Below are 23,301 nucleotides of genomic sequence, written 5' to 3' on the forward strand. Positions count from 1 at the left end.
CCAAATTTTAGCGTTTTACGTTCAAAAAACCCACTTTGTGCCACTTTCCGCCACTTGCGCACACTATAGGAATGCGCCCACCACACCGTCAAGGCGCGGATTCAAGGAAAAGCCTTACAGAACGGAGATTTAGGAGCGTAAAAGCAGGAGAAACCAGAGTTCGGCGGTATTTCTGACCCAATAAGGGCAAATAGCTCAAAGAGCTACGACTTAAAGTTAAAGTAATTTATTAAGAGTAAGATTTTTTTGGTATTACGAAGATGCATCTGCCAATGATTTGGCAGGGAAGGATTCTTGCGTTATTACCGGTTTTCTGCCCGAGACTCGGGCAGAAGGAAAAAGGTGGAGAGTCGATCTGTAAGCCGGGTTCTGTCTTGAACAGTCATTCGTCTACGATGGCCATCACTGGACATCTTTAGCAACCTACCCGGTCCCAGCGCGGGCCACGCCTTGGGACCCTATTTGGTCTTGCTCCAAGTGGGGTTTACCTAGCCACGAACTGTTGCCAGTCGTGCGGTGCGCTCTTACCGCACCTTTTCACCCTTACCGGTACCGAAGTACTTAGGCGGTTATTTTCTGTGGCACTTTCCGTAGGCTCACGCCTCCCAGGCATTACCTGGCACTTCGCCCTATGGAGCCCGGACTTTCCTCCCCCCTAATTTTCATAGAAGGCAGCGACTGTCCAATCGACTCTCCGCCGCGCAGGTTAACGGCACGACGGCCTCAGGACAAGTAATAATAGTCACCAAGGCCATCACGTTCAGACGGAATACCGGTTTAACCCCGGAACTATTCAGCTTTCTGTTTATCCAGCGCAACTTGATACAACACATTCTTGCGCAGACCGGTAATTTCTGCAGCCAGGGCCGCGGCGCGCTTGAGAGGCATCTCCTTGAGGAGCAGGTCAAGAATACGCATGGCCTCGCTGCCGACCGCATCTTCGGCCTCCGGCGCCGTCCAGCCCGCCACCAGCACCACACACTCGCCACGCTGTTGATTGCTGTCGCCCTCGACAAATGCACGCAACTCCTCCAGCGGCAGCCCCTTGAGGGTTTCGAATGTTTTAGTCAGTTCTCGCGCCAACAATGCCAGGCGCTCGCCGCCAAACACCAATTCCATATCTTGCAGACATTCAAGGATGCGGTGCGGCGCTTCGTAGAAGATCAAAGTACGCGGCTCTTCCTTTACCGCTTCAAGACGCGCACGACGCCCCACTGCTTTGGCCGGCAGGAAACCTTCGAAAATAAACCGATCTGAAGGCAGCCCCGCGGCAGACAATGCAGCAATCAGTGCGCACGCACCCGGAACAGGCACTACATTGATACCAGCGGCCCGCGCCTGGCGAACCAAGTGGTAACCCGGATCAGAAATCAGCGGCGTTCCCGCGTCTGAGATCAGCGCCACATCGTCACCGGCCAGCAGGCGCAAGATAAAGCGGCTGCCTTCTTCGCGCTCGTTGTGCTCGTGACAGGCGGCTAATGGCGTGCTGATACCAAAATGCTGCATCAACCGCTGGGAGTGCCGGGTGTCTTCCGCCGCGATCAATTTAACCTCGCGCAACACTTTCAGCGCCCGGGCACTGATGTCGTCCAGGTTGCCAATGGGCGTCGCCACGACAAAAAGCGAGCCTGCAGTGGAATTCAAAGGACCTGGAGCAGTCAAAACGCACACCTCGATGGTTGGCAAAAGCCGCATTGTAGCGCGTAGATGCTTTGAAAATATGCCATCACGGTCGATGCCGTTTCTGCCGCCGATTGCCTACAACAGCCCAATACCAACATTTGCACGACCTAAATCGACGGTTTCACACCAGTAACATCGCGCCTGGGCCAGTGCTTGGGTACAATTCCACGCTAATTTGATCGGTATCAGGAACACTTACATGATCGCTTGCCTGCGGCTGCTCTCTGCCCTCTGCCTCGCTGCCTTACTGGCGGCTTGCGCCAGCTCGCCCTCGTCCAGCCTTGGCGAACTTCCACGGACCCCGGATGCCAGTATCGAGCAACTGCTCGAACAGGCAACCACCGCCAAGACGCCAGAAAAGGCCGCATTGCTGCGCCTGAGTGCGGCAGACATGGCCTACAAACAAAACGACGCTGGCCGCTCGTCGCAAATTCTTGCCCAAGTGCCCCTGGATGCCCTCAAGCCGGCAGCACAAGTGTTCGCCAGCACCCTGGCCGCCGAGCTGGCCATGGCACGCAACCAGCCGAAGGCTGCGCTGACTGCCTTGAACCACGCTAGCCTGCAAAGTCTGAAGGACCTGCCGACTGAACAGCAGATCCGCACAGGTACCGTGCATGCTCGTGCTTATGAGGCTGATGGCCAAACCCTCAACGCTGCCCGCGAGCGTGTCGCCATGGCGCCACTGCTCACTGGCGATGCAGCCCAAAGCAATCACGAAGCCATCTGGACTTTGATTGCCGCACTACCTGCCGAACAACTGCAAGCCAGTGGCAACCCGACCCTGGACGGCTGGATCACCTTGGCCCAAGCGGTCAAGGGTGCCGGCACGCTGGAGCAACAACAAGCCGCTATCGACACCTGGCGCGCGCAGAACCCCGGCCACCCGGCTGCCGTGCAGTTGCCAACACCGCTGACCAAGCTCAAGGAACTCGCAAGCCAGCCCTTGAGCAAGATTGCCCTGCTACTGCCCCAAGAGGGCCCCCTGGCTTCCGTGGGCAAGGCACTGCGCGAAGGCTTCATGGCCGCTCACTACCAGGCTGAACAAGCCGGGCAGAAGCCTCCGGTGATCGAGTTCTATGACAGCTCGCGCCTGACTTCCATCGACGACTTCTACGCCAAGGCCCAGGCTGCCGGCGTGCAATTAGTCGTCGGCCCACTGGAGAAGCCGCTGGTCAAGCAGCTCAGTGCGCGCCCGCAACTGCCGATCACCACCCTGGCACTGAACTACAGCGAAACCGATCAAGGTCCAGCGCAATTGTTCCAGTTCGGCCTGGCCGCTGAAGACGAAGCTCGCGAAGTCTCGCGCCGCGCCCGTGCCGACGGCCTGCATCGCGCTGCCGCGATGGTGCCACGTGGCGAATGGGGTGAGCGCGTCTACAAAGCGTTCCGCCAGGATTGGGAAGCCAACGGCGGCACCGTCATGGGGGTCGAGTATGTCGACCAGCCGGTCGCCCTGGCCCAGCAGATTGCCGATCTGTTCCAACTGCGTAAAAGCGAAGGCCGCGCCAAGAGCCTGCAAAGCACCGTTGGTACTGACGTAGCGGCACAACCGTCGCGTCGCCAGGACATCGAATTCATCTTCCTGGCCGTCACTCCGCAACTGGCCCAGCAGATCAAGCCGACCCTGAACTTCCAGTACGCCGGTGATGTACCGGTCTACGCAACGTCCCACGTTTTCAGCGCCAGCGGTGACCGCAACCAGTACCTGGACATGACCAATGTGATGTTCTGCGAAACGCCTTGGCTGCTCAACACCACTGACCCGCTGCGCAACCAGGTTGCAGCGCAATGGCCACAAGCCAACGGCAGCCTGGGCCGCCTGTATGCAATGGGTGTCGACGCCTACCGCCTCGCGCCACGCCTTGGCCAGCTCAAGGCCCTGCCGGACACACGGGTTGACGGCCTTTCGGGCAACCTGGGTATCAGCGCCAACCAGCGCGTTGATCGCCAGATGCCATGGGCGAAGTTCGTCGGTGGCGAGATCCAACGCCTGCCGGACACCCCGCGCTGATGCCCGAGAGGTCCAGTGCGCAAAGCGGCAAGGATGCCGAACTTCAAGCTCTGCAACACTTGCAAAAACAAGGCCTGCGCCTGCTGGCGCAGAACTGGTTGTGTAAACGCGGCGAGCTTGATCTGGTCATGCTTGACGGCGATACAGTAGTATTCGTCGAAGTCCGCTACAGAAAACACGCACAATGGGGTGGCGCGCTCGCCAGTATCGACGGGCGCAAGCGTCAGAAGCTGATACTCGCCGCGCAGTTTTTCCTGCAAAAAGAGCATCGCTGGGCCAACTCCCCCTGCCGTTTCGACGTGGTTGCCATAGAAAGCACACCGTCAGGCAAGGCTGATCTGAACTGGCTCAAAGATGCCTTCGACAGCTGATTCGCCGGACATCTTCACCACACACTTTTGCTCTTTGCTTTGCGGGCTGCACATTCCTGTGCCAAATAGCCGCGCTAATTAAGGTCACACAGATGGACATGCAATCCCGAATTCGCCAGCTTTTCCAGGCCAGCATCGACACCAAGCAACAGGCGATGGACGTACTTGCACCGCACATCGAGCAAGCCAGTCAGGTCATGGTTAATGCCTTGCTCACCGAACGCAAAATGCTTTCGTGCGGCAACGGCGGTTCGGCCGGCGATGCCCAGCATTTCTCGTCCGAATTGCTCAACCGCTTCGAGCGGGAGCGTCCGAGCCTGCCGGCTATCGCCTTGACCACCGATTCGTCGACGATCACCTCGATAGCCAATGACTACAGCTACAACGAAATCTTCTCCAAGCAGATCCGCGCCTTGGGCCAACCAGGCGATGTACTGCTGGCGATTTCCACCAGCGGCAACTCGGCGAATATTATTCAAGCGATCCAGGCCGCACATGATCGCGAAATGATTGTCGTAGCATTGACCGGACGCGACGGCGGCGGCATGGCCTCGCTGTTGCTGCCCGAAGATGTTGAAATTCGCGTCCCGGCCAATGTCACCGCACGTATTCAGGAAGTCCACCTGCTGGCGATCCACTGCCTGTGCGATCTGATCGACAGCCAACTGTTTGGGAGTGAAGAATGACCGTTAACCGCCTCGGCCTCTTGGCCATTACGCTGTGCCTCGGCATCAGCGGCTGCAGCACGGCGATCACTGCGACACGTGACACCCCTATTCAGGATGACAAGGGCACCCGCACCTTCGGCAGCAAGATTGACGACTCGTTGATCGAAACAAAGGTCGAAGTAAACGTCGCCAAAGCCGCAACGGACTTGGGCAACGGTGCGTCGCGTATCGTCGTAACCAGCTTCAATGGCGTGGTGCTGCTCGCAGGCCAAACGCCGCGCGCCGACCTCAAGGCCCAGGCCGAACAGGCCGCTGCGTCGGTTCAGCGGGTCAAGAAGGTCCACAACGAATTGCAGGTCATGGATCCGATCACCCTGCTTGCCATCAGTAATGACGCGCTGCTGACCACCAAGATCAAAGCGCAGATGCTCACCGACAATGCGATCCCCGGCTCGCGTATCAAGGTCGTGACGGACAACGGCATCGTTTACCTGATGGGCCTGCTGACCCAGGCAGAAGCCACCCGTGCGTCCAACCTGGTACAGGGCGTATCCGGCGTGCAGAAAATCGTGAAGGTGTTCGAATACATCGACTGATGTAATCGACAGCCACAAAAAAGGGCGCCGTGCATTGACTGCACGGCGCCCTTTTTATTAGCCGTTGTTTACTGGTACTGCGAGTACGGGTTGCCTTGGAACTGGTTGTTCTGTTGTGGCGCCTGTTGCTGGGTGCCCGGCTGGCCGTACTGCTGGCCAGGGATTGGGCCCAGGTTAACTTCCACGCGACGGTTCTGAGCGCGACCGTTGACGTCGGCGTTGCTGGCAATCGGGTTATCCGGACCGGCACCACGGGCACTCAGGTTTGCACCGTTGACGCCTTGGGAGGTCAAGTAGTTGGCCACGCTCTGCGCACGACGCTGGGACAGATCCATATTCAGTTGGCGGCTACCGGTACTGTCGGTGTAGCCCACAATCTGGATGGTGTTTTGGTTGAACTGTTTGAGGGAGTTGGCCAGGTTGTTCAGCGGCTGATAGAAGCTACTGGAGATCGCATCCGAGTTGGTCGCGAAGGTGATGTTGCCCGGCATGATCAGCTTGATCTGGTCACCCTGGCGCTGAACTTCAACTCCAGTGTTGGCCATGCTCTCGCGCAGTTTCTTTTCCTGTTGGTCGGCGTAGTAGCCATAACCCGCGGCACCAGCACCCGCCACCACCGCACCGATCAGCGCACCCTTGCCACGGTTGTTATGGTCAATGGCAGCACCGGCCAACGCACCGGCAAGAGCACCGAGACCACCGTACTTGGCGGTTTTGCTCATACCGCTGGATTCATTATTCGCCTGTCCCTGGCTGCTGCCGTCATAAGGATTAGGTGAAGCGCAGCCGGACAAAAGGGCTACGGCGGTGGCGACTACAAGCAGACGACGCGGAGTGAACATGAAGAGAGCTCCTACTTTTTGCATTCTGTGGTGCAGAGGACATTGGCAATGGACCTTTGCCGAGTTTGGAACACGACAAATGGCAAAAATTCCGTGAACACTCGCGCAGCTGTAACGAAACGTTAGCCCGCATTACCGCTGTAGAAAACGTAGCAGACCCAGCCTGAACGCGACCTGCGTTTTTACTACAACAGATTACCCCTCATGAAACATGCATCAGCCCGCTTTCACCTCCTCAAGCCCGCACAAATGGATTCTCGCGCATCTCATCGCCCAGTCGCGTGTCCGGTCCGTGGCCGGTGACCACCGTGGCACTCTCGTCCAGCGTATAAAGCCGCTGTTTGATCGAGCGCACAATCGTGGCCTGGTCCCCACCCCACAGATCTGTACGCCCCACGCCACGACGGAAAAGCGTATCGCCGGCGATCAACAGCTTGGCGTCCGCAAACCAGAAACTCATCGAGCCCGGCGTGTGACCCGGAGTATGCAAGGCAACGCCACAGCCGCAGGCTAACTCTTCATCATCTTCCAGCCAACGGTCTGGCGACGGCACGGGGGTATAAGGCACGCGAAACATCTGGCACTGCATTTCCAGGTTGTCCCACAGAAACTGGTCTTCCTTATGCAGGTGCAAGGTGGCGCCAGTTTTCTCTTTCAACTGACCCGATGCCAGGAAGTGATCGAGGTGGGCGTGGGTATGGATGATGCTCACCACCTTGAGGCCCAGCGCGTCCAGGCGGGCCAGGATCAATTCATGGTTGCCGCCCGGGTCGACCACAATGGCTTTTTTGGTAATGGGATCGCCGATGATGGTGCAGTTGCACTGCAGGGGACCGACAGGGAAGGTTTCGCGTATGAGGGGTGGCTGTGCGGTTTCCATGAACGGGCCTCTGGTGCAAATTAACTGGGGGGTTGGGCAGTATCGCCAGGATAATTGCACTATTAAAACAGACTGGGACCGCTTCGCGGCCCAACGCAAGCAAGCTCGCTCGCCACAAGAAGCTTACTCACACAAAAAACTCTCACCGCAAACGGTCAAGCGCTAACCAATCAACCTCAACTCCTGCGCCCTCGCCACCGCCTGGGTGCGTCGCTCCACGCCGAGCTTGCTGTTGATATGGCTGGCGTGAGTCTTGACAGTGTGCAGGGAGATAAACAGTCGGTTGCTGATCTCCTGGTTGGAGCAACCTTGGGCGATGAGTTGCAGCACTGCCAGTTCCCGGGCGCTCAGACTTTCATGACTAGGTGACGCGTGCACTTCAGCAACGGTAGGCAGAAGTGCCAGAAGGCTCTGATTCAGCAAGCCATGGGGATCCTTGCCGAGTTGCTCGCGCATCCAGTCCGGGTGGTTTTCCAGCAGCCTCTGGAAAGGTTGCAACGCCCCTCCGGCGCCAGCCTCAAGCGCTCGGGACAGTACCGGCCGCGCCTTGGCTTCCTGACCGCATTCCAGCAGCAACTGCGTCTGCTGGGCGAATGCCATCAGTGCAATCATCTGCCGCCCACAGCTATGAGCGTGTTGTGCCAGTTCGCCGAGCCGTTGCAAAGCAGCGTCGGGTTGATGACGAATGGCATCAAGGGCGGCTTGTTGCAGCCCGATATGTTGCGGCAAATGCGGGTGGAATTCCGGCGCAGCGGCAGCATGCTCGCCGTTGTAAGTCTGCCCCAGCCGCGTCAACCAGGCATCGGCCAGATCGGTGCGGCCTTGGGCCAGCCACAGCTCGCATTTGATCAGGGTGATCATCGCCAGATAGTAGATCGGCGGCACGTCCCAGATATGCATCAAGCGTTCGGCTTCGGCGAGTTCGGCGAAGGCTTTGGAAAAGTCATTGCGCCGCCCTTCGAAGCTGGCGATCACGCAATGGCCGATCAGTACGCTGATGTCGCGACAGGCGCGCGCCTCGGCCAGCCCCGCCCGCAGGTGAGCGATACCGGCGTCAGGTTGATTACGCATTAACAGCAAATAGCCTTCGTACAACGACAGTCGCGCACGCACCGCATACAGCCTCTGCGGCGCCAGACCGTGCAAACGTTGCAGGCCCTGACGCACTTCATCAAGGGCACGCAGGATCTCACCGCGGGCCTGCAATACCCGCGCGCGGTCGTAATGGGCCAGGGCTTCGAACAAAGGGTTGCCGACGCGCTGCGCCAGTTCCAGGGATTCGCGGTTCAGGCCACGGGCGCGCCACAAATCGCCATCGGCGATGGCCAAGTTGGACAGCGTCGACAGACACACCAGGCGCTGGCCGTAACGCCGTTGCGGCAGGCTTTCCAACGCCTCACTGCAATAGCGCTGAGTCAATTCACGATCACCTCGGCCCCGAGCGATAATCCCGCTCAGCGCCAGCCATTGGGCCAGCATTGAGCGCTGTGCAGTGGCCGAGGGCGCCGGCAGGAAGCGACTGAGGTACGCGGACAATTCCTCCGCCGCATCCAACTGGCAGGCCAACCCCAAGGCCCAGCTGTACAACACGATCAAGCGCGGTGTGCTGATCAGCAGGCTGTCGGGCAAGTCCATTTTCCAGCGCAGCAACATGCCGACATTCTGCTCGGCCAGCAGTTGCTCTTCGGACAGGTTCTGCACCAGGTTGGCCGCCACGTCGAGGTGCCCGGCGCGTAAAGCCTGCTCCACCGCCTCATCGATCAAACCCTGGGCGTTGAACCAACGACACGCGCGCAGGTGCAGGCTGGCGGCTGGCAATACATTGCTGCTCGCACGGCGGGTGCGCAGCAGGTCGGAGAATAAATGATGATAACGGTACCAGTGGCCCTGCTCGTCCAAGGGCACCAGGAACACTTGGTGCGCTTGCAGATAACGCAGGATTTCGGCGCTGTCATGAGCTTCGCGCACGGCGTCACACAGTTCGCTGCAGAAACGGTCCTGGGGCGCAGTGTCGAACAGGAACGCCTGCACTTCGGGTGGCAAGCAATCGATCACCTCCTCCAGCAGGTAGTCGCGGATCAGCCCTTCTCCACCGTGCAGGCTTTGCGGCAATGCGTCTTCGTTGCCGGCTTCGGAAGCCGCCAGCAGCCAGAAACGCAAACCGGCTACCCAGCCTTCGCTGCGGCGGATCAGGTTGTCGAGGGCCTCACCACTCAGGGAACTGCTGTGGCGATCCAATAGCGCCTGAGATTCGGCATGGGTCAGGCGCAGGTCTTGCTCGTGCAACTCCAGCAAGTGCCGTGACAGACGCAAGCGTGCCAGATGCCAGTCGGGGCGCTGGCGACTGGTGACCAATACCAGCAGGCCATCCGGCAAATGGTTGAGGAAAAACTGAAGACAACGGTCCAGCACCGGACCCTGGGCCAGATGATAGTCATCCAGTACCAGTAACAATGGCGCGCGCGTGGACAGGTGAACCGCGAGCTCATCAAGCAGGCCATCGAGCCATTCTTCAAAGGCAAAGGGCTGGTGACGCTGGCGCATTTTCAGCAAGCCCAGGGATTGAGCGCCGAGTGCGGGGAAGTAGTGTTGCAACCCCTCGAGCAGACGCTCAAGGAAGCGCCCCGGGTCGTTGTCCCGAGGGCTCAGCCCAAGCCATAGACTTTGCCAGTGAGCCGGCAGGCTCTGGCAGAACTCCACCGCCAGCGAACTCTTACCGAACCCCGCCGGGGCGCTGACCAGCAGCAACCGTCCTTCGAGGCCAGCGCTCAGCCGTTCACACAGGCGGGGGCGCAGCACATAGCCGTCAGGCAGCGGAGGCCTGTAGAAGCGACCTTCCAGAGTCGGGATTACCGCACTGGCAGGCCCTTGGATTCGGGACAGATCAGTCATCGCCGGGCTCTTGTAGAAGGCTGTTGTCGGCATTGCAGATGTCCGCAGACTAGCGGTAAAAGCAGCAGCTTTGTAGATCTTTGCAACATTTGCCTGAAAAAGAACTGAGACAAAAAATATCGCCACAAACAAAAAGTGGGAGGGGGCTTGCTCCCGATAGTGGCGGATCAGTCAATACGCGTGCTGACTGTCACACCGCTATCGGGGGCAAGCCCCCTCCCACATTGAGTTACTCGTGCCGCTTAGCGAACACCGTCCTGGCGCAGGGCCGCTGGGGTGAAGTCGCTGGTAGTGGCGGTGAAGCCAAAGTCATAGGCCTGCTTCTCTTCGTTCTTCATGCCCAAAGCCAGGTAGCGGCCGGACTGCAGGTCGTAGAGGGTTTCCAGGGCATACCAAGGCACCTGTTTGTCGTAGTAGTTCTCGGCATGGGCCTCGGCGACGCGCCACAGTTGGCCGCGACCGTCGTAGTGATCGATCACTGCCGCTTGCCAGGTGTCTTCGTCGATGAAGAAGTCACGCTTGGCATAGATGTGGCGCTGGCCTTCTTTCAAAGTGGCGACCACATGCCAGACACGGCGCAGCTCGTAGCGCGTCAGGTCCTGGTTGATGTGGCCGGCCTTGATGATGTCGGCGTACTTGAGTTTCGGATCGTCGATCTTGTAGCTGTTGGAGGCGATGTAGATTTCCTTCTTGCCTTCCAGTTTCCAGTCGTAGCGATCCGGCGCACCGTTGTACATGTCGAGGTTATCGGAGGTACGCAGGCCGTCGGCGGCGGTACCCGGACCGTCATAGGACACTTGCGGCGCCCGGCGCACACGGCGCTGGCCGGCGTTGTAGACCCACGCCGAACGCGGCTCCTTCACCTGGTCCAGGGTTTCGTGCACCAGCAGCACACCACCGGCCAGACGTGCCGGCGCGGTCACTTGCTGCTTGAAGTAGAACAGCACGTTGCCCGGGTTTTTCGGATCGAAGTCCTTCATCTTGTCGCGGAACACGAACTGGTCGCGGAAGTACACCAGGCTGTAGGAACCGTTGGTTTGCGGCGTGGCCTGGGTCACCAGGCGGGTCACGCTGCCACCGCGATAACGGGTGATGTGGTTCCAGATAACTTCCACGCCGCTTTTCGGGATCGGGAACGGTACGGCGGTTTCAAAGTTTTCCAGGCCGTTGCCGCCCGACACCAGGTTGGTGGTGGTGGCGTTCTTCTTGATGGCGGCGAACACATCCGCCGGCACGGTAGCGCCGCGATGGGTCGGGTAGACCGGCATCTTGAAGGTTTCCGGGTAACGCTTGAACATCGCGTACTGCCCCGGCGCCAGCTTGTCTTTGTACTGCTCGACGTTCTGCGCGGTGATGGTGAATTGCGGTTGTTCACTGGCGTATGGGTTGGCCAGGAAGCCTTTGGCATCCACAGCACCCGCGTTGGTAGGCAGTGGCGACCACTTAGGGATAGTGCCCGCCGCGTTACCAGCCATTTCAGCGCCCATCGGGGTCAGGCTCGTACCCAGCTTGGCGGCTTCATCCGCCGACACTGCCGCCATGACGTTGCTCGCCAGGATCGACAGCCCAAGCACACCGACGTGCAACAGACTTTTGGTTATTTTCATGTTCTGGTCTTCCTAGAAATACGTTCGCTTAGAAGTTGGCGCCGACACTGAGCGCGATGAAATCGCGGTCATCCACGGTGGAATACTTACCGCCGAAGAAGTTGGTGTAGGCCAAGCTCGCGGTGTAGGTATTCTGGTATTCGGCATCCAGCCCAAGGCTTACGGCTTTACGGCCTTCTTCAAAGTTGCCGCCAGGGCCTGGGGAGTAACCACTGACGTCGTGGGACCATGCCACGTTAGGCTTTAGGTTCACACCCGCAAACACATCCGGATATTCCCAGATGGCACGGCCACGGTAGCCCCAGGAGTTAGCGGTGGTGAAGCCGTCGTTGTTGCAGTTAGTGGTCAGGTTGCTGCGGTCGGTGCCAGGACCTGCACCGTTGAACGTACCGGTATTAAGGGCGGTACACATAGGGCCTCGACCTGGACCGAATACCGGGTCACGTCCGTAACGGGCTTTGTCACTGCTTTCCAGGCCGCCGACGTGGGTCAGGCCCACCTCGCCCACCAATGTCAGACGGCTGGCGCCCATGACCTGATCAAAGAAGTGCGTGAAGGTCGTCTGGATCTGAGTGATTTCCTTACGGTTATACCCATGTAGGTCCTGGCCCTCGACACCTTTGAGCGGCGAGGCATTGGCGTAAGCCGCAAGAGGCGTTACGCCGGCATAGAGGATGTCGGTGGTATTCAACTGCACCGGCGCATTGGGGCGATAGCTGATTTCACCGCTCCACGCGGTACCGGTAGGAAGCGTCGTGGAGAAACTCAACCCGTAAAGGCGAATATCTTCCGGGTACTCGATGAAGTACTTGGAATTACCCGCCACTGCGAGCGGCTGTAAAGTCGCCGGCAAGCCCGCTCGAGCAGCAGCGTAAACGGAGGGCGGAGCGCCAGTCGCACTGAAGATCGGAGCACGGCTGTGATAATTCATGAAGTAGGCGCCGAACTCTGTGTCCAGCGGCTCGTAGTTGTAGTGGAACGCTGCACCGAACTGGCCGCCATCACGCGCTTCGCGATCCTTGCTGCGCTGGACAAGCACACCCTCTTCGTTGATGTTGACCCCGAACCGGTTCAACACGGGCAAAGCACCCGCGCCCGCCATCACTGAGCGCTTGCTGAGCAACCGGAGGTTGTCATCGCAACCTTTGGAGATCACATCAGCCTGCGAAAAAAACGTTCCGCAGTTATCGGTGACAGTCTGCTGCCAATCCAACTGATAGAAGGCTTCAGCCGACAAGTTATCCGTCAGCGTCTGCGACACATAGAACATGTTGACTGGAATCAAGCCTTCCTTGATTTCAGCCCCGGGACGACGGAAAGCAGCCACATCGACCGGGTTGATCGAGTTGATACCGCCACCAATGAAGGTACTTTCACCCCAGCTCACGACCTGCTTACCAAAACGCACGGAACCCGGCTCATCGGCAATGGAGTAGTTGTGGTAGATGAATGCGTCGAGAATTTGCCCACCAGACGACCTTGCGCCCTCTTGGCGACCTTTATCGCTGATGTCCTTGAACTCACGGTTTTCATCCTTGAGTTCAAAGTCATACCAGTACTTGCCACGCACAAACACGCCGGTGTCACCGTACTTCAGTTCCAGGTCATGGATACCCTTGAAGATCTTCGAGAATGTCTCCCCACGCTTGAAGTTCAAATGGCCGTCATCCGAGGTCTGGGACAAGCCCTTGCCACCGTTGTTAACACCAATCAGGTCGCGGTTGGCCTTGGCTGTCGACCAGCTCGCCCCCACCGAAAGCGACGAGTCAAAACTCCCTTCGATTTCACCGATATTGAAACTGACGCCGAATGCGGGCCCGGCGAGCGTAGAGGCGAGACTGACGGCCAGGGGCAGTCTTGCCCGGCGCCAGAACTGGTTTACTGAGGTCATCGACGCTACTCCATGTGCATTATTGTTATGGCAGTGAGTTCTTTACGTGATGCTTGTAACGGCCGGAATACAACGATTCCAATGCCGCCTGGCAACTGAACCTCCATGGCCCGAAGCGACGCATCCTTGAAAAACTCTGGGTGGGACTATAGCCAGCAGGGGGTACCGCTTGATCCCTCTAAAGTGTGATTTGCATCACCAACCCGTCTGCCACAGCCCTTTCGCCATGTCGGCGAAGGCCGACGCGGCAAGGATGGCTGAAAATTGGCAAATCACAAGTGAGGGCGCGAGATAGAGCATCGCCGTGCCACGAGGGCACGGCAAATCAGCTCAGAGGGTGGACAGGAAGGTACTGTTGTTGGCCTGCCACTCGACGATGTCAATACGGATACGTTTTTTGTCGAGCTTACCGACACTGGTCTTGGGAATTTCGGTAACAACGGCGATCTGGCTCGGAATCGCCCACTTGCTCAAATGGCCCAGTTCGACAAAAGGCTTGAGGTGCTCCTTGAGCTCGCGGGCCCCTATCACATGGCCATCATGCACCACCAGCAGCGCAAACGGACGCTCGCCCCACTGCGGATCGGCGATGCCCACCACCGCTACTTCGCGTACCGCCGGGTGACGGCTGACCAGGTCTTCAAGGGCCAGGGAGGAGATCCACTCGCCGCCGGTCTTGATCACATCCTTGATGCGGTCGCGGATATCGATCACGCCAAATGCATCCAGCGTGGCCACATCGCCGGTGTGCATCCAGCCGCCGGCCCATAGCTCCGCGCCCTTCTGCGGCTCGTTGAAATAGCCCTCGCTGAGCCACGGCGCACGCAGCACCAGCTCGCCCTGGGACTCGCCGTCGGCGGGCAGGAAGTTGCCCTCGCTGTCGATGATTGCCGCGTCGACCAACGGCCCTGGCACGCCGGCCTTGATGCGGTAGGTGATGCGCTCGTCTTCGCTGCCGGCCAGTAGTTCTTCGTTGAGGTGGGCGCAGGACACCAGCGGCCCTGTCTCGGACATGCCGTACGCAGCGGTCAGCTGAATCCCACGCGCCTTCGCCGCCTCATACAACGTGCGATTGAGGGCGCTGCCACCGATGACGATTTTCCAACCGCCAAAATCGACGCCTTGGGCGGCCTTGGCGTTGAGCACCATTTGCAGGATGGTCGGCACGCAGTGGGAGAAAGTGACCTTCTCCTTGCGCCACAGCTCCACCAGGTATTCGGGGTCGTAGCGGCCGGGGTAGACCTGTTTCAGGCCGAGCATGGTCGCCACATACGGCAGGCCCCAGGCGTGAACGTGAAACATCGGCGTGATCGGCATGTACACGTCGTTGGTGCCTAGCAGGCGCACGCTGTCGATGCTGCCCATGATGGTCGACACCCCGATGGTGTGCAGTACCAATTGGCGGTGGGTGAAGTACACGCCTTTGGGGTTACCGGTGGTGCCGGTGGTGTAGAACGTGGTCGCGACGGAATGCTCGTCGAAATCCTGAAAGTCGTACTTGGTGCTGGCCGCAGCCAGCAGGGTTTCGTACTCGCCTACCAGGTTAGGCAGCTCGGCCGTTTTTGATTCACCGTCAGTGAGCAGCAGCGTCTTGTCGACGGTGGTAAGTTGCCCGGCGATGGCTTGGTACAAGCCCACGAACTCACTGTTGACCAGCACAAAGCGGTCTTCGGCGTGGTTCATGGTGTAGAGAATCTGTTCCGGCGACAGGCGCACGTTGATGGTGTGGATCACCGCGCCGATCATCGGGATAGCAAACATGCATTCCAGGTAACGATGGCTGTCCCAGTCCATCACTGCCACGGTATCACCGGCCTTTACCCCGGCTTCGGTCAGCACGTTAGCCAAGCGCGCGACCCGCTCGATCAGGGTCGGGTAGGTGTAACGCAGCTTGTCGCGGTAGACGATTTCCCGGGTCTTTTCGTAGCGGGCGCCGGACATCAACAGGCGCTTGATCAACAGCGGATATTGGTACGCACCTTCGGCGGGGGGAATAACACGGGTCTGCAACATACGAATCCCTTTTATGACTGCACGGTCTTGGCTGAACGATCTGCACTGTAGAGCGCTTATGTTTCAGCTAAATCAGCCAAAGGAATGATTTGCAGCGCCCAGTGAATGCTAGCTTTGCGCCATTATCCAGGGACACTAGAGGTCAAATGTGGGAGGGGGCTTGCTCCCGATAGCGGTGTTTCAGTCGACACACGTATTGACTGATCCACCGCCATCGGGAGCAAGCCCCCACATTCGATTGTGCTCACTTGAGACCCGCGTTTACTTCATGCTCGTGAACGCCAGTTTCACGCCGATTGCAATCAACACCGCCCCCATGGTCCGATCAAACCAGTGCCCCATCCGCGCAAAGCCTGCGCGCACGCGCTGCTGGCTGAACAACATCGCCACCAGGCAAAACCACAGCGCCGTCGCCACCGCCAGATACACACCGTAACCGGCCTGGATCGCCAGCGGCGTGTGCGGGTTGATCACTACGGTGAACAGCGACAGGAAGAACAGCGTGGCCTTGGGATTCAAGCCATTGGTCACGAAACCGGCGGTAAACGCGCCGCGCGGGGTGCGCTCGCCCGCTTCACGGTGCAACTCGCCCTCGGCGACAGGCTTGGCCGGTTGCGCGCGCAGGGCCTTGAAGCCGATGTACAGCAGGTAGGCCGCCGCCGCCCATTTCAGGGCGTTGAACAACACGATGGACTGGGAAACGATCAGGCCGATACCGAGCAACGAATAGCCCACGTGCAGAAAAATCGCCGAGCCCACACCCAGCGCGGTCCAAGTCCCGGCGCGACGGCCGTGGGTAACACTTTCGCGAACCACCACCGCGAAATCCGGGCCGGGGCTGGCCACCGCCAACAGGTGAATCAGGGCTACGGTCAAAAACTCGGCGGCGTACATATTCACTCCATTAAGTAACGGATTATTTCATCTGATAGGCTCGGCAGATTACGCCTTCGAACCCTGTCGCAAAAGGTACAGTTGATGACGAACAATCGCCGCGCCGTCTTCCTTGATCACCCGTCCCTGGACCTTGGGGACCTCGACCTCAGCGGTCTGAGAGACTGCTTCAGCGACCTGCAGCTGTACTCTGATACCACGCCGCTGAATGTGATTGCGCGCCTGCAAGGCGTCCAAGTAGTTATCAGCAACAAGATTGCCCTGAACACCGAAACCCTGGCGGCCTGCCCGGACCTCAAGCTGATCCTGGTATCGGCCACCGGCACCAACAACGTTGACCTCGACGCCGCCCGCGCCCACGGCATCACGGTGAGCAATTGCCAGGGCTACGGCACGCCTTCAGTGGCGCAGCATACGATCATGCTGCTGCTCAACCTGGTGACGCGTGTAAAGGACTATCAGCGCGATGTGAGCGCAGGCAAATGGCAAGAAGCCAAGCAGTTCTGCCTGCTGGACTACCCCATCGTCGAGCTTGAAGGCAAAACCCTCGGTTTGCTCGGCCATGGTGAATTGGGCAGCGCCGTGGCGCGGCTGGCCGAGGCTTTTGGCATGCGCGTAATTCTTGGGGCCATTCCCGGGCGCCCTGCACGTGCCGACCGCGTGCCCCTGGATGAACTGCTGGCCCAAGTGGACGCACTCACCCTCCACTGCCCACTCAACGAGCACACTCGCGACTTTATCGGCGCCCGCGAACTCGCACTGCTCAAGCCAGGCGCGTTTGTGGTCAACACCGCGCGCGGTGGCTTGATCAACGAACAGGCCCTGGCGGATGCCTTGCGCAGCGGTCACTTGGGCGGCGCGGCCACCGATGTGCTGAGCGTGGAGCCACCGGTCAACGGCAACCCGTTGCTGGCCGATGACATTCCCCGGCTGATCGTCACACCGCACAATGCCTGGGGCAGTCGCGAAGCGCGGCAGCGGATCGTCGGCCAACTGACGGAAAACGCCCTGGGCTTTTTCAGCGGCGCCCCGCTGCGCGTCGTCAGTTGATAAACTGCGCCCCTTTTCAAGGAGCAGACCATGGATCCGCGCAGTGAAGTACTGCTTCGTCAGGCCGAACTTTTTCAAGGCAACCTGCTGTTGGTGGGCTTGCCCGCCGACGACCTGCTGGGTCGCCTGCCCAACGCCCATGGGTGGTGCTGGCATGCAGGTGACCAAGCGGCGCTCGACGCACGCTTCCCGGACCGCAGCCAATTTGGCGTGAATGTGCCAGAGCGTGAGTTCGACGCCGCGGTGATTTTCCTGCCCAAGTCCAAGGACCTCACTGACTACCTGCTCAACGCCGTGGCCGCACGCCTGCCCGGCGCCGAGCTGTTTTTGGTCGGCGAGAAAAAAAGCGGTATCGAAAGTGCCGCCAAGCAGATGATCCCCTTCGGCAAGCCGCGCAAGCTCGACAACGCCCGGCATTGCCAGCTGTGGCAAATCACCGTTGCCAACGCGCCGCAAGCAGTGGAACTGGAGAGCCTGGCGCAAGTCTTCGAAGTGCCACTGGCCGAAGGTCCGCTCAAAGTAGTGAGTCTGCCAGGCGTGTTCAGCCATGGCCGCCTGGATCGTGGCACCGAGTTGTTGCTGGCGCATTTGGACAAATTGCCGAGTGGCCATCTGTTGGACTTTGGTTGCGGAGCCGGCGTGCTGGGGGCTGCGGTGAAACGTCGCTACCCGCACAACAGCGTGACGATGCTGGACGTGGACGCCTTCGCCGCTGCCAGCAGCCGCTTGACCCTCGCTGCCAATGGGCTGGAAGCCGAGGTGCTCACCGGTGATGGCATCGATGCTGCACCGATGGGTCTGAATGCGATCTTGAGCAACCCGCCGTTCCATGTCGGTGTGCACACCGATTATTTCGCCACCGAGAACCTGCTGCGAAAAGCAGCGAAACATTTGGCAAAAGGCGGCGAACTTCGCCTGGTAGCTAACAGTTTCCTGAAATACCAACCGCTGATTGAAGAGCATTTGGGCGTGTGTGCGATCAAGGCCGAGGGCAATGGTTTTCGCATCTACCGTGCCAAACGCGGCTGATGGCTATTTGAAAAAGAAGGCTTGCCGAATGGATTTTGCCTAGGCAGAATCCGCTCCGTCCTAGGGGAGTAGTCTCCCACGAGCGCCACGCTCGTCCGGCATACGTCAACATACTTGGTCAACAGACCATGGCGTATGCGACCCAGGAGTCCGCACAGACGGACCGGGGTTTGACAAGACCTATGACACGCACACCTTACCCGGGGCGGGAAGGCTGTACGTGTCATAGCCGTGTCGACCCGCCCCTGGAAACTTACCTGATGCTGGATTCATTACTCGTTCCTACCGCAATCGTTGCCTTGGCCGAAATCGGCGACAAGACGCAACTGCTCGCGCTCATTCTCGCTGCTCGCTTCCGCAAGCCTTGGCCAATCATCGCCGGCATCGTCGCCGCGACCCTGGCCAACCATGCGGCTGCCGGCGCAGTGGGGGCCTGGTTTGGCAGTTTTTTCTCGGATGCGGTGTTGCACTGGATCCTCGCAGCGAGCTTCTGCGCCACTGCGCTGTGGACCCTGGTGCCAGACAAACTCGACGATGACGAAGCCAGTACCACCCGCAAGTTCGGGCCGTTCCTGACCACGCTGATTGCATTCTTCCTGGCGGAAATCGGTGACAAGACTCAGATCGCCACGGTGATGCTGGCCGCGCAATATCCGGAGCTGTGGCTGGTGATTATCGGCACCACTCTGGGCATGTTGATTGCCAACGTACCGGTGGTTCTGGCGGGGAATTTCGCGGCGGAGAAACTGCCGCTGACGTTGATTCGTCGACTGGCGGCTACGGCGTTTTTTGTCCTGGCGATCGTGGCGGTGTACAAGGCCATGCAGAGCAGCGGCTGGATCTAAGGATCTAAGCCTGCAAACCCAATCCAATGTGGGAGGGGGCTTGCCCCCGATAGCAGTAGATCAGTCAATGCATCTGCTAACTGACCTAACACCATCGGGGGCAAGCCCCCTCCCACATTTGGATCTTCATCAGCCTTAGGACTTCTTGGCCTGTTGATACAACGGCATCACCTTAGGAATCGCCGCCTGCAAGGACGCGATTCGGCTGTCCGACGCCGGGTGAGTACTCATGAACTCCGGTGGCGAGCCTTCCGATGCCTTGGCCATCTTGTTCCACAGCGTGATGGCGGCGTTCGGGTTGTAGCCGGCGCGAGCCGACAGTTCCAGCCCGATCAGGTCCGCTTCGTTTTCATTGCTCCGGCTGTTGGGCAAGGTCATGCCGTAGTTGGCAACCGTGTCCGCCAATGCCAGGCTATCTTGACCCAAGCCGAACAACGCACCAGCACCCTGCTTGGCGATCTCGATACCGTACGCCTTGGACATTGCCTCACGACCGTGCTCGCGCAAGGCGTGGGCGATTTCATGGCCCATCACTGCTGCCAACTCGTCATCGGTAAGCTTGAGATTGTCGATCAGTGCGCTGTACACAAAGATCTTGCCGCCTGGCCCACAGTTGGCGTTCATCTCATCGCTTTTGATCAAATTCACTTCCCACTTCCACTGCGCTGCATCAGGACGGAAGGTGGGCGCCTGGGCGATCAAACGCTTGGCAATTGCCTGCACGCGCTTGGCGTTGGTGCTGGTCTTGTCCAACTGGCCTTTGGTACTGGCCTCACCCAGCGTCTGCTGGTAGGACTGGGCATACATCTGGTCGACTTCCTGACTCGACAGCATGCTGAACATGTATTGCTTGCGCTCAACCCCAACGGCGCCGCCGCTGGTGGTATTGACCGACTGACACCCAGCCAGCAGCATCGCCGCAGCCAATACACTTACCGCCAATGTTCTTTTCATCAACACTCTCTCCCTGAAAAAGACGCCCTGAAAAACGCCCTCAAAACATGGCGCGTATCGTAGGCGCTCATTTGTATCAGCGCCAGATACAACAGACGCGTAACCGAGGAATTTCGGATACATCCCACGGCGCCTTCAGGTTTAGGCCGGAGTCAGGCACTCCGGCCCATTGAGCTTGGGATCGTTGACCATATTAGCCAGGACCCGCTCGCGCAGTGGGATGGGCTCACTGGCCAATAGACCTTGCAACACATGCAACGGCGTCTCGGGATCGAGCCAGGCGGCCTGCCCTGCGGCATCAAGAATCAGCGGCCGGCGCTGGCTCTGGGCCGCCTGGGTCACTACCGCCGTGCTCAACCACACTTGTTCCTGCACAGGGTAGGCCTCCCAGATCGCCGCAAAAAACAACGTGGAGCCTTCCCCCGGCGTCAGCCAGTACGGGCGTTTGCGCTGGGTGCCGCGCCATTCATAAAAACCATTGGCGGGCAGCAGGCAGCGGCGCTGACGAAAGGCCTCGCGGAACATCGGCTGCTCGGCGAGGGTTTCGGCGCGAGCATGGGCCGGGGTGCGGGAAAGGTCGGTCAGCCAGGGCGGCGTCAGGCCCCAACGGGCGCGGGCCAGGGTGTGATGGCCGTCGTTCAGGCGCTGGATCAGCACCGAATCATTCGGGGAGATGTTCCACTGGGCCTGCTGGTCAGCCGGAAAGCCTGGCAAGGCAGCAAAGGAGGGATTCCAGCGAAACAGGGCATAACGTCCACACATGGGGCAACACGACTCTTGGGTAAACCGGCCGACAGCCTAACAGACCAGCACGTCGGGGAAGCTGTCGGGTTCATCACCCGGCAGCGGTTGCGCCCCGATATAGGCAGTAATCAGCTCCCGGGCATCAGCCGCCCGGTCATTGTCTACTTCCAAACCCAAAAGTCCGAAGATCGGTAGCTCGCCGGTGCCGCCGAGCAAATGGCGCCCCACCAAATGTGCTTCGATGCCTTCGCTGGCGAGCATCTGTTGCAGCAGCTCGCCTTCCATCAGGTTTTCCGGTTCGTAGATTCGCTGCATGAGCTTGCCTGTTATTCGTTTTCACTGCGGGTTTCAAGCATCCACTCTTCACCATGGACCTGCAGGTCGAAAATAATCGGTCGGCAACACACCTGACAATCTTCTATGTAGGTCTGATCACCGCCGGATAAATCCACCGCTGTCTCTACCGTTTCACCACAATAAGGACAATCGTACGTCGTAGTTTCCAGCATCGCAGCCTCCAAGGTGACTTGTGCGTATAATCGCCGGTCTATTTACAGGGCTATTTCCGGCCGAGCCCATTACTCGGGCCGCACCCTGATATTTCCTCTACTTACCCTAGCCGTTTCTAACAAGAGAGCATGATGGGCGAATTCGATACCATCCGACCTTACAACGACAGCGAAGTCCCGGCAGTGCTGGACCGACTGTTCAGTGACAAGGCCTTTCTGGACATCCTGACCCACTTCCGCTTCCCGCGCTTTGCCGGCGCCCTGGGCTGGCTGCTCAAGCCGATGATTGCCCGCAAGCTGCGCCGTGAATTTGCCGGCGTCACCACCGTGGCTACGCTGCAGGACAAAGTCGAGTACTACGTCGACCATACCATTGACCGGGCGACCGATGGCGTTACCTACACAGGCGTCGAACAGCTCAAATCCGGTACCGCTTACCTGTTTCTGGCCAACCACCGCGACATCGTGATGGACCCGGCCTTCGTCAACTATGCCGTGTACCACGCCGGCCTGCCGACGCCACGCATCGCCATCGGCGACAACTTGCTGCAAAAGCCGTTTGTCAGCGACCTGATGCGCCTGAACAAGAGCTTTATCGTGCACCGCTCGATCACCGGGCGAAAGGAGAAGATGGCGGCGTTCAACCTGCTATCGGCCTACATCAATCATTCGATACGCAACGACTGCCAGTCGATCTGGATCGCCCAGGCCGAAGGCCGCGCCAAGGATGGGGATGACCGCACCGAGTCAGCCATCCTCAAGATGTTCCATGTCAGCCGCAAGGACGAGCCGTTTGCCGAGGTGATCCAGTCACTGAACCTGACGCCGGTATCCATCAGCTACGAGTACGACCCGTGCGATGCAGCCAAGGCCCGCGAGTTGTATATCCGCGCCACCACCGGGACCTACGTCAAGGCACAGGGTGAAGATGACGTGAGCATTGCCCTGGGCATCACCGGCTACAAAGGCCGCGTGCACATCAACTTCGCGCCGCCCATTAGCGAGCGCTTCGAAGACACCAAAGTGCTGGCCGTGGAAATGGATCGGCAAATTCTCGGCGGTTATCGGCTATTCCCGGTGCACTACCTGGCGTACGCCCAGTGGGCCGACGCCGACCCGCAATTGCAGGTGCCAAAGGCGGCCGAAGTGTTCCCGGCCGATGAGCTGGCGAAGGCGAAAGCTGAGTGGGAACGGCGCTTGAACGAATGCCCGGCGGAACACCGACCATTTCTGGTGGTGCAATATGCGACGCCGGTGCGTAATCAATATCGGGTCAAGGCCGGAATCCCGCTGTAAACACCGATCAGAAAATGTGGAAGGGGGCTTGCTCCCGATAGCGGTGAGTCAGCTAATGAATACTTGGCTGACACACCACTATCGGGGGCAAGCCCCCTCTTACATTGGTTCTGCCGTGTTTTAGATTCGGGTGCTGAGCCAGGAAATAGCCAGCGCCAGCACCAGGCAGGCGAACCCGATGCGGTAAGCCACACGATTTGCCCGCTCGGTACGCGCGTCCAGGAACAGCATGGGCTGATCAATCGCGCGCGCTTCACTTTGCGCAGCCAGGTCAGCCATGGCGCGCTGCTCGCGCAGGCGGGTGATGGAGAGCAGCGCTGCACCGGAGCAGGCCACCAATAAAGCCACAACATTGATCAACAGTGCGGGCAGCGCCATCGCAAACCTCGGGTGAAACGGTGTCTGGGTATCGGTTCCGATATCAACCTGAACGGTAGTGGCGGCCAGCGCCAAACCGCTCCATCTTCCATGGACGGCTAATGTATCCAGTAATTTACGGCGTCACCTGAACGTCACCTTAACAAGC

General features: G+C 59.2%; 21 protein-coding genes, 1 other RNA gene and 1 riboswitch. Of the genes, 8 read left to right on the forward strand and 14 right to left on the reverse strand.

The features are described from left to right. Positions 1 to 342 precede the first annotated feature (342 nt). Both rnpB and rsmI read right to left on the reverse strand, forming a co-directional pair. Positions 343 to 694, reverse strand: an RNA gene (rnpB, locus tag AB4N82_RS05090) — RNase P RNA component class A. A 95-nt stretch (positions 695 to 789) separates the two neighbouring features. After that, positions 790 to 1,695 (reverse strand): 16S rRNA (cytidine(1402)-2'-O)-methyltransferase, encoded by a 906-nt coding sequence (gene rsmI / locus AB4N82_RS05095; RefSeq protein WP_163034886.1) that lies wholly within the window; start codon positions 1,693 to 1,695, stop codon positions 790 to 792. Positions 1,696 to 1,882: 187 nt separating this feature from the next. Here rsmI and AB4N82_RS05100 point away from each other — a divergent pair, with 187 nt between their 5' ends. From AB4N82_RS05100 to AB4N82_RS05115, 4 genes are all read left to right on the forward strand, one after another. Beyond that, positions 1,883 to 3,694, forward strand: a complete 1,812-nt coding sequence (locus AB4N82_RS05100) for a penicillin-binding protein activator (protein ID WP_122764745.1) — start codon at positions 1,883 to 1,885, stop codon at positions 3,692 to 3,694. After that, positions 3,694 to 4,065: a YraN family protein gene (locus tag AB4N82_RS05105; protein WP_032886313.1), complete on the forward strand. Its 372-nt coding sequence runs from the start codon at positions 3,694 to 3,696 to the stop codon at positions 4,063 to 4,065. The genes AB4N82_RS05100 and AB4N82_RS05105 overlap by 1 nt, the downstream gene beginning before the upstream one ends. Positions 4,066 to 4,157: 92 nt before the next feature. Further along, complete coding sequence (locus AB4N82_RS05110) at positions 4,158 to 4,751, forward strand: phosphoheptose isomerase (RefSeq protein WP_032886312.1); 594 nt, start codon at positions 4,158 to 4,160, stop codon at positions 4,749 to 4,751. Then, positions 4,748 to 5,329, forward strand: a complete 582-nt coding sequence (locus AB4N82_RS05115; protein ID WP_032886311.1) for a BON domain-containing protein — start codon at positions 4,748 to 4,750, stop codon at positions 5,327 to 5,329. The genes AB4N82_RS05110 and AB4N82_RS05115 overlap by 4 nt, the downstream gene beginning before the upstream one ends. A 68-nt stretch (positions 5,330 to 5,397) precedes the next feature. Here AB4N82_RS05115 and AB4N82_RS05120 read toward each other — a convergent pair whose 3' ends face one another. From AB4N82_RS05120 to AB4N82_RS05150, 7 genes are all read right to left on the reverse strand, one after another. Continuing rightward, positions 5,398 to 6,171, reverse strand: a complete 774-nt coding sequence (locus tag AB4N82_RS05120) for an OmpA family lipoprotein (protein ID WP_032886310.1) — start codon at positions 6,169 to 6,171, stop codon at positions 5,398 to 5,400. 235 nt (positions 6,172 to 6,406) lie between these two features. Continuing rightward, complete coding sequence (locus AB4N82_RS05125) at positions 6,407 to 7,051, reverse strand: MBL fold metallo-hydrolase (RefSeq protein WP_095183863.1); 645 nt, start codon at positions 7,049 to 7,051, stop codon at positions 6,407 to 6,409. 162 nt (positions 7,052 to 7,213) lie between these two features. Next, complete coding sequence (locus AB4N82_RS05130) at positions 7,214 to 9,943, reverse strand: LuxR C-terminal-related transcriptional regulator (protein WP_095183862.1); 2,730 nt, start codon at positions 9,941 to 9,943, stop codon at positions 7,214 to 7,216. A gap of 242 nt (positions 9,944 to 10,185) precedes the next feature. Beyond that, positions 10,186 to 11,550: a DUF1329 domain-containing protein gene (locus tag AB4N82_RS05135; protein WP_032886307.1), complete on the reverse strand. Its 1,365-nt coding sequence runs from the start codon at positions 11,548 to 11,550 to the stop codon at positions 10,186 to 10,188. A 28-nt stretch (positions 11,551 to 11,578) separates the two neighbouring features. Continuing rightward, positions 11,579 to 13,441 carry a DUF1302 domain-containing protein gene (locus tag AB4N82_RS05140; RefSeq protein ID WP_095183860.1) on the reverse strand — a complete coding sequence of 621 codons (1,863 nt, stop codon included), beginning with the start codon at positions 13,439 to 13,441 and terminating at the stop codon, positions 11,579 to 11,581. 330 nt (positions 13,442 to 13,771) lie between these two features. Beyond that, complete coding sequence (locus tag AB4N82_RS05145) at positions 13,772 to 15,454, reverse strand: fatty acid--CoA ligase (protein ID WP_095183859.1); 1,683 nt, start codon at positions 15,452 to 15,454, stop codon at positions 13,772 to 13,774. Between the two features lie 261 nt (positions 15,455 to 15,715). After that, complete coding sequence (locus tag AB4N82_RS05150; protein ID WP_016978297.1) at positions 15,716 to 16,348, reverse strand: LysE family translocator; 633 nt, start codon at positions 16,346 to 16,348, stop codon at positions 15,716 to 15,718. An 84-nt stretch (positions 16,349 to 16,432) separates the two neighbouring features. On the opposite strand from AB4N82_RS05150, the gene AB4N82_RS05155 reads away from it, so the two are divergent. From AB4N82_RS05155 to AB4N82_RS05165, 3 genes are all read left to right on the forward strand, one after another. Further along, the gene (locus AB4N82_RS05155; protein ID WP_032886304.1) at positions 16,433 to 17,398 is read left to right on the forward strand and encodes a 2-hydroxyacid dehydrogenase; all 966 of its coding nucleotides are present in this window, start codon (positions 16,433 to 16,435) and stop codon (positions 17,396 to 17,398) included. Between the two features lie 30 nt (positions 17,399 to 17,428). Then, a complete protein-coding gene (locus AB4N82_RS05160; protein WP_032886303.1) occupies positions 17,429 to 18,427 on the forward strand; it encodes a class I SAM-dependent methyltransferase in 999 nt (332 codons plus the stop codon). 50 nt (positions 18,428 to 18,477) lie between these two features. Beyond that, a riboswitch (yybP-ykoY riboswitch) is annotated at positions 18,478 to 18,599 on the forward strand. 88 nt (positions 18,600 to 18,687) lie between these two features. Further along, a complete protein-coding gene (locus AB4N82_RS05165; protein ID WP_005784895.1) occupies positions 18,688 to 19,272 on the forward strand; it encodes a TMEM165/GDT1 family protein in 585 nt (194 codons plus the stop codon). 135 nt (positions 19,273 to 19,407) lie between these two features. On the opposite strand, the gene AB4N82_RS05170 is transcribed toward AB4N82_RS05165, so the two are convergent. From AB4N82_RS05170 to AB4N82_RS05185, 4 genes are all read right to left on the reverse strand, one after another. After that, positions 19,408 to 20,226, reverse strand: a complete 819-nt coding sequence (locus AB4N82_RS05170) for a M48 family metallopeptidase (RefSeq protein ID WP_122764744.1) — start codon at positions 20,224 to 20,226, stop codon at positions 19,408 to 19,410. A gap of 141 nt (positions 20,227 to 20,367) precedes the next feature. Further along, positions 20,368 to 20,988 (reverse strand): SOS response-associated peptidase, encoded by a 621-nt coding sequence (locus AB4N82_RS05175; protein ID WP_095183857.1) that lies wholly within the window; start codon positions 20,986 to 20,988, stop codon positions 20,368 to 20,370. A 36-nt stretch (positions 20,989 to 21,024) separates the two neighbouring features. Continuing rightward, a complete protein-coding gene (locus AB4N82_RS05180; protein ID WP_095183856.1) occupies positions 21,025 to 21,285 on the reverse strand; it encodes a putative signal transducing protein in 261 nt (86 codons plus the stop codon). 11 nt (positions 21,286 to 21,296) lie between these two features. After that, complete coding sequence (locus AB4N82_RS05185; RefSeq protein WP_081797681.1) at positions 21,297 to 21,479, reverse strand: CPXCG motif-containing cysteine-rich protein; 183 nt, start codon at positions 21,477 to 21,479, stop codon at positions 21,297 to 21,299. A 132-nt stretch (positions 21,480 to 21,611) separates the two neighbouring features. Between AB4N82_RS05185 and AB4N82_RS05190 the strand changes: the two genes are divergently transcribed. Then, a complete protein-coding gene (locus AB4N82_RS05190) occupies positions 21,612 to 22,775 on the forward strand; it encodes a 1-acyl-sn-glycerol-3-phosphate acyltransferase (RefSeq protein ID WP_177326426.1) in 1,164 nt (387 codons plus the stop codon). Between the two features lie 120 nt (positions 22,776 to 22,895). On the opposite strand, the gene AB4N82_RS05195 is transcribed toward AB4N82_RS05190, so the two are convergent. Then, positions 22,896 to 23,153 carry a hypothetical protein gene (locus tag AB4N82_RS05195; RefSeq protein WP_095184310.1) on the reverse strand — a complete coding sequence of 86 codons (258 nt, stop codon included), beginning with the start codon at positions 23,151 to 23,153 and terminating at the stop codon, positions 22,896 to 22,898. Positions 23,154 to 23,301 lie beyond the last annotated feature (148 nt).

The sequence above is a fragment of the Pseudomonas sp. H1_D04 genome, from assembly GCF_054683855.1.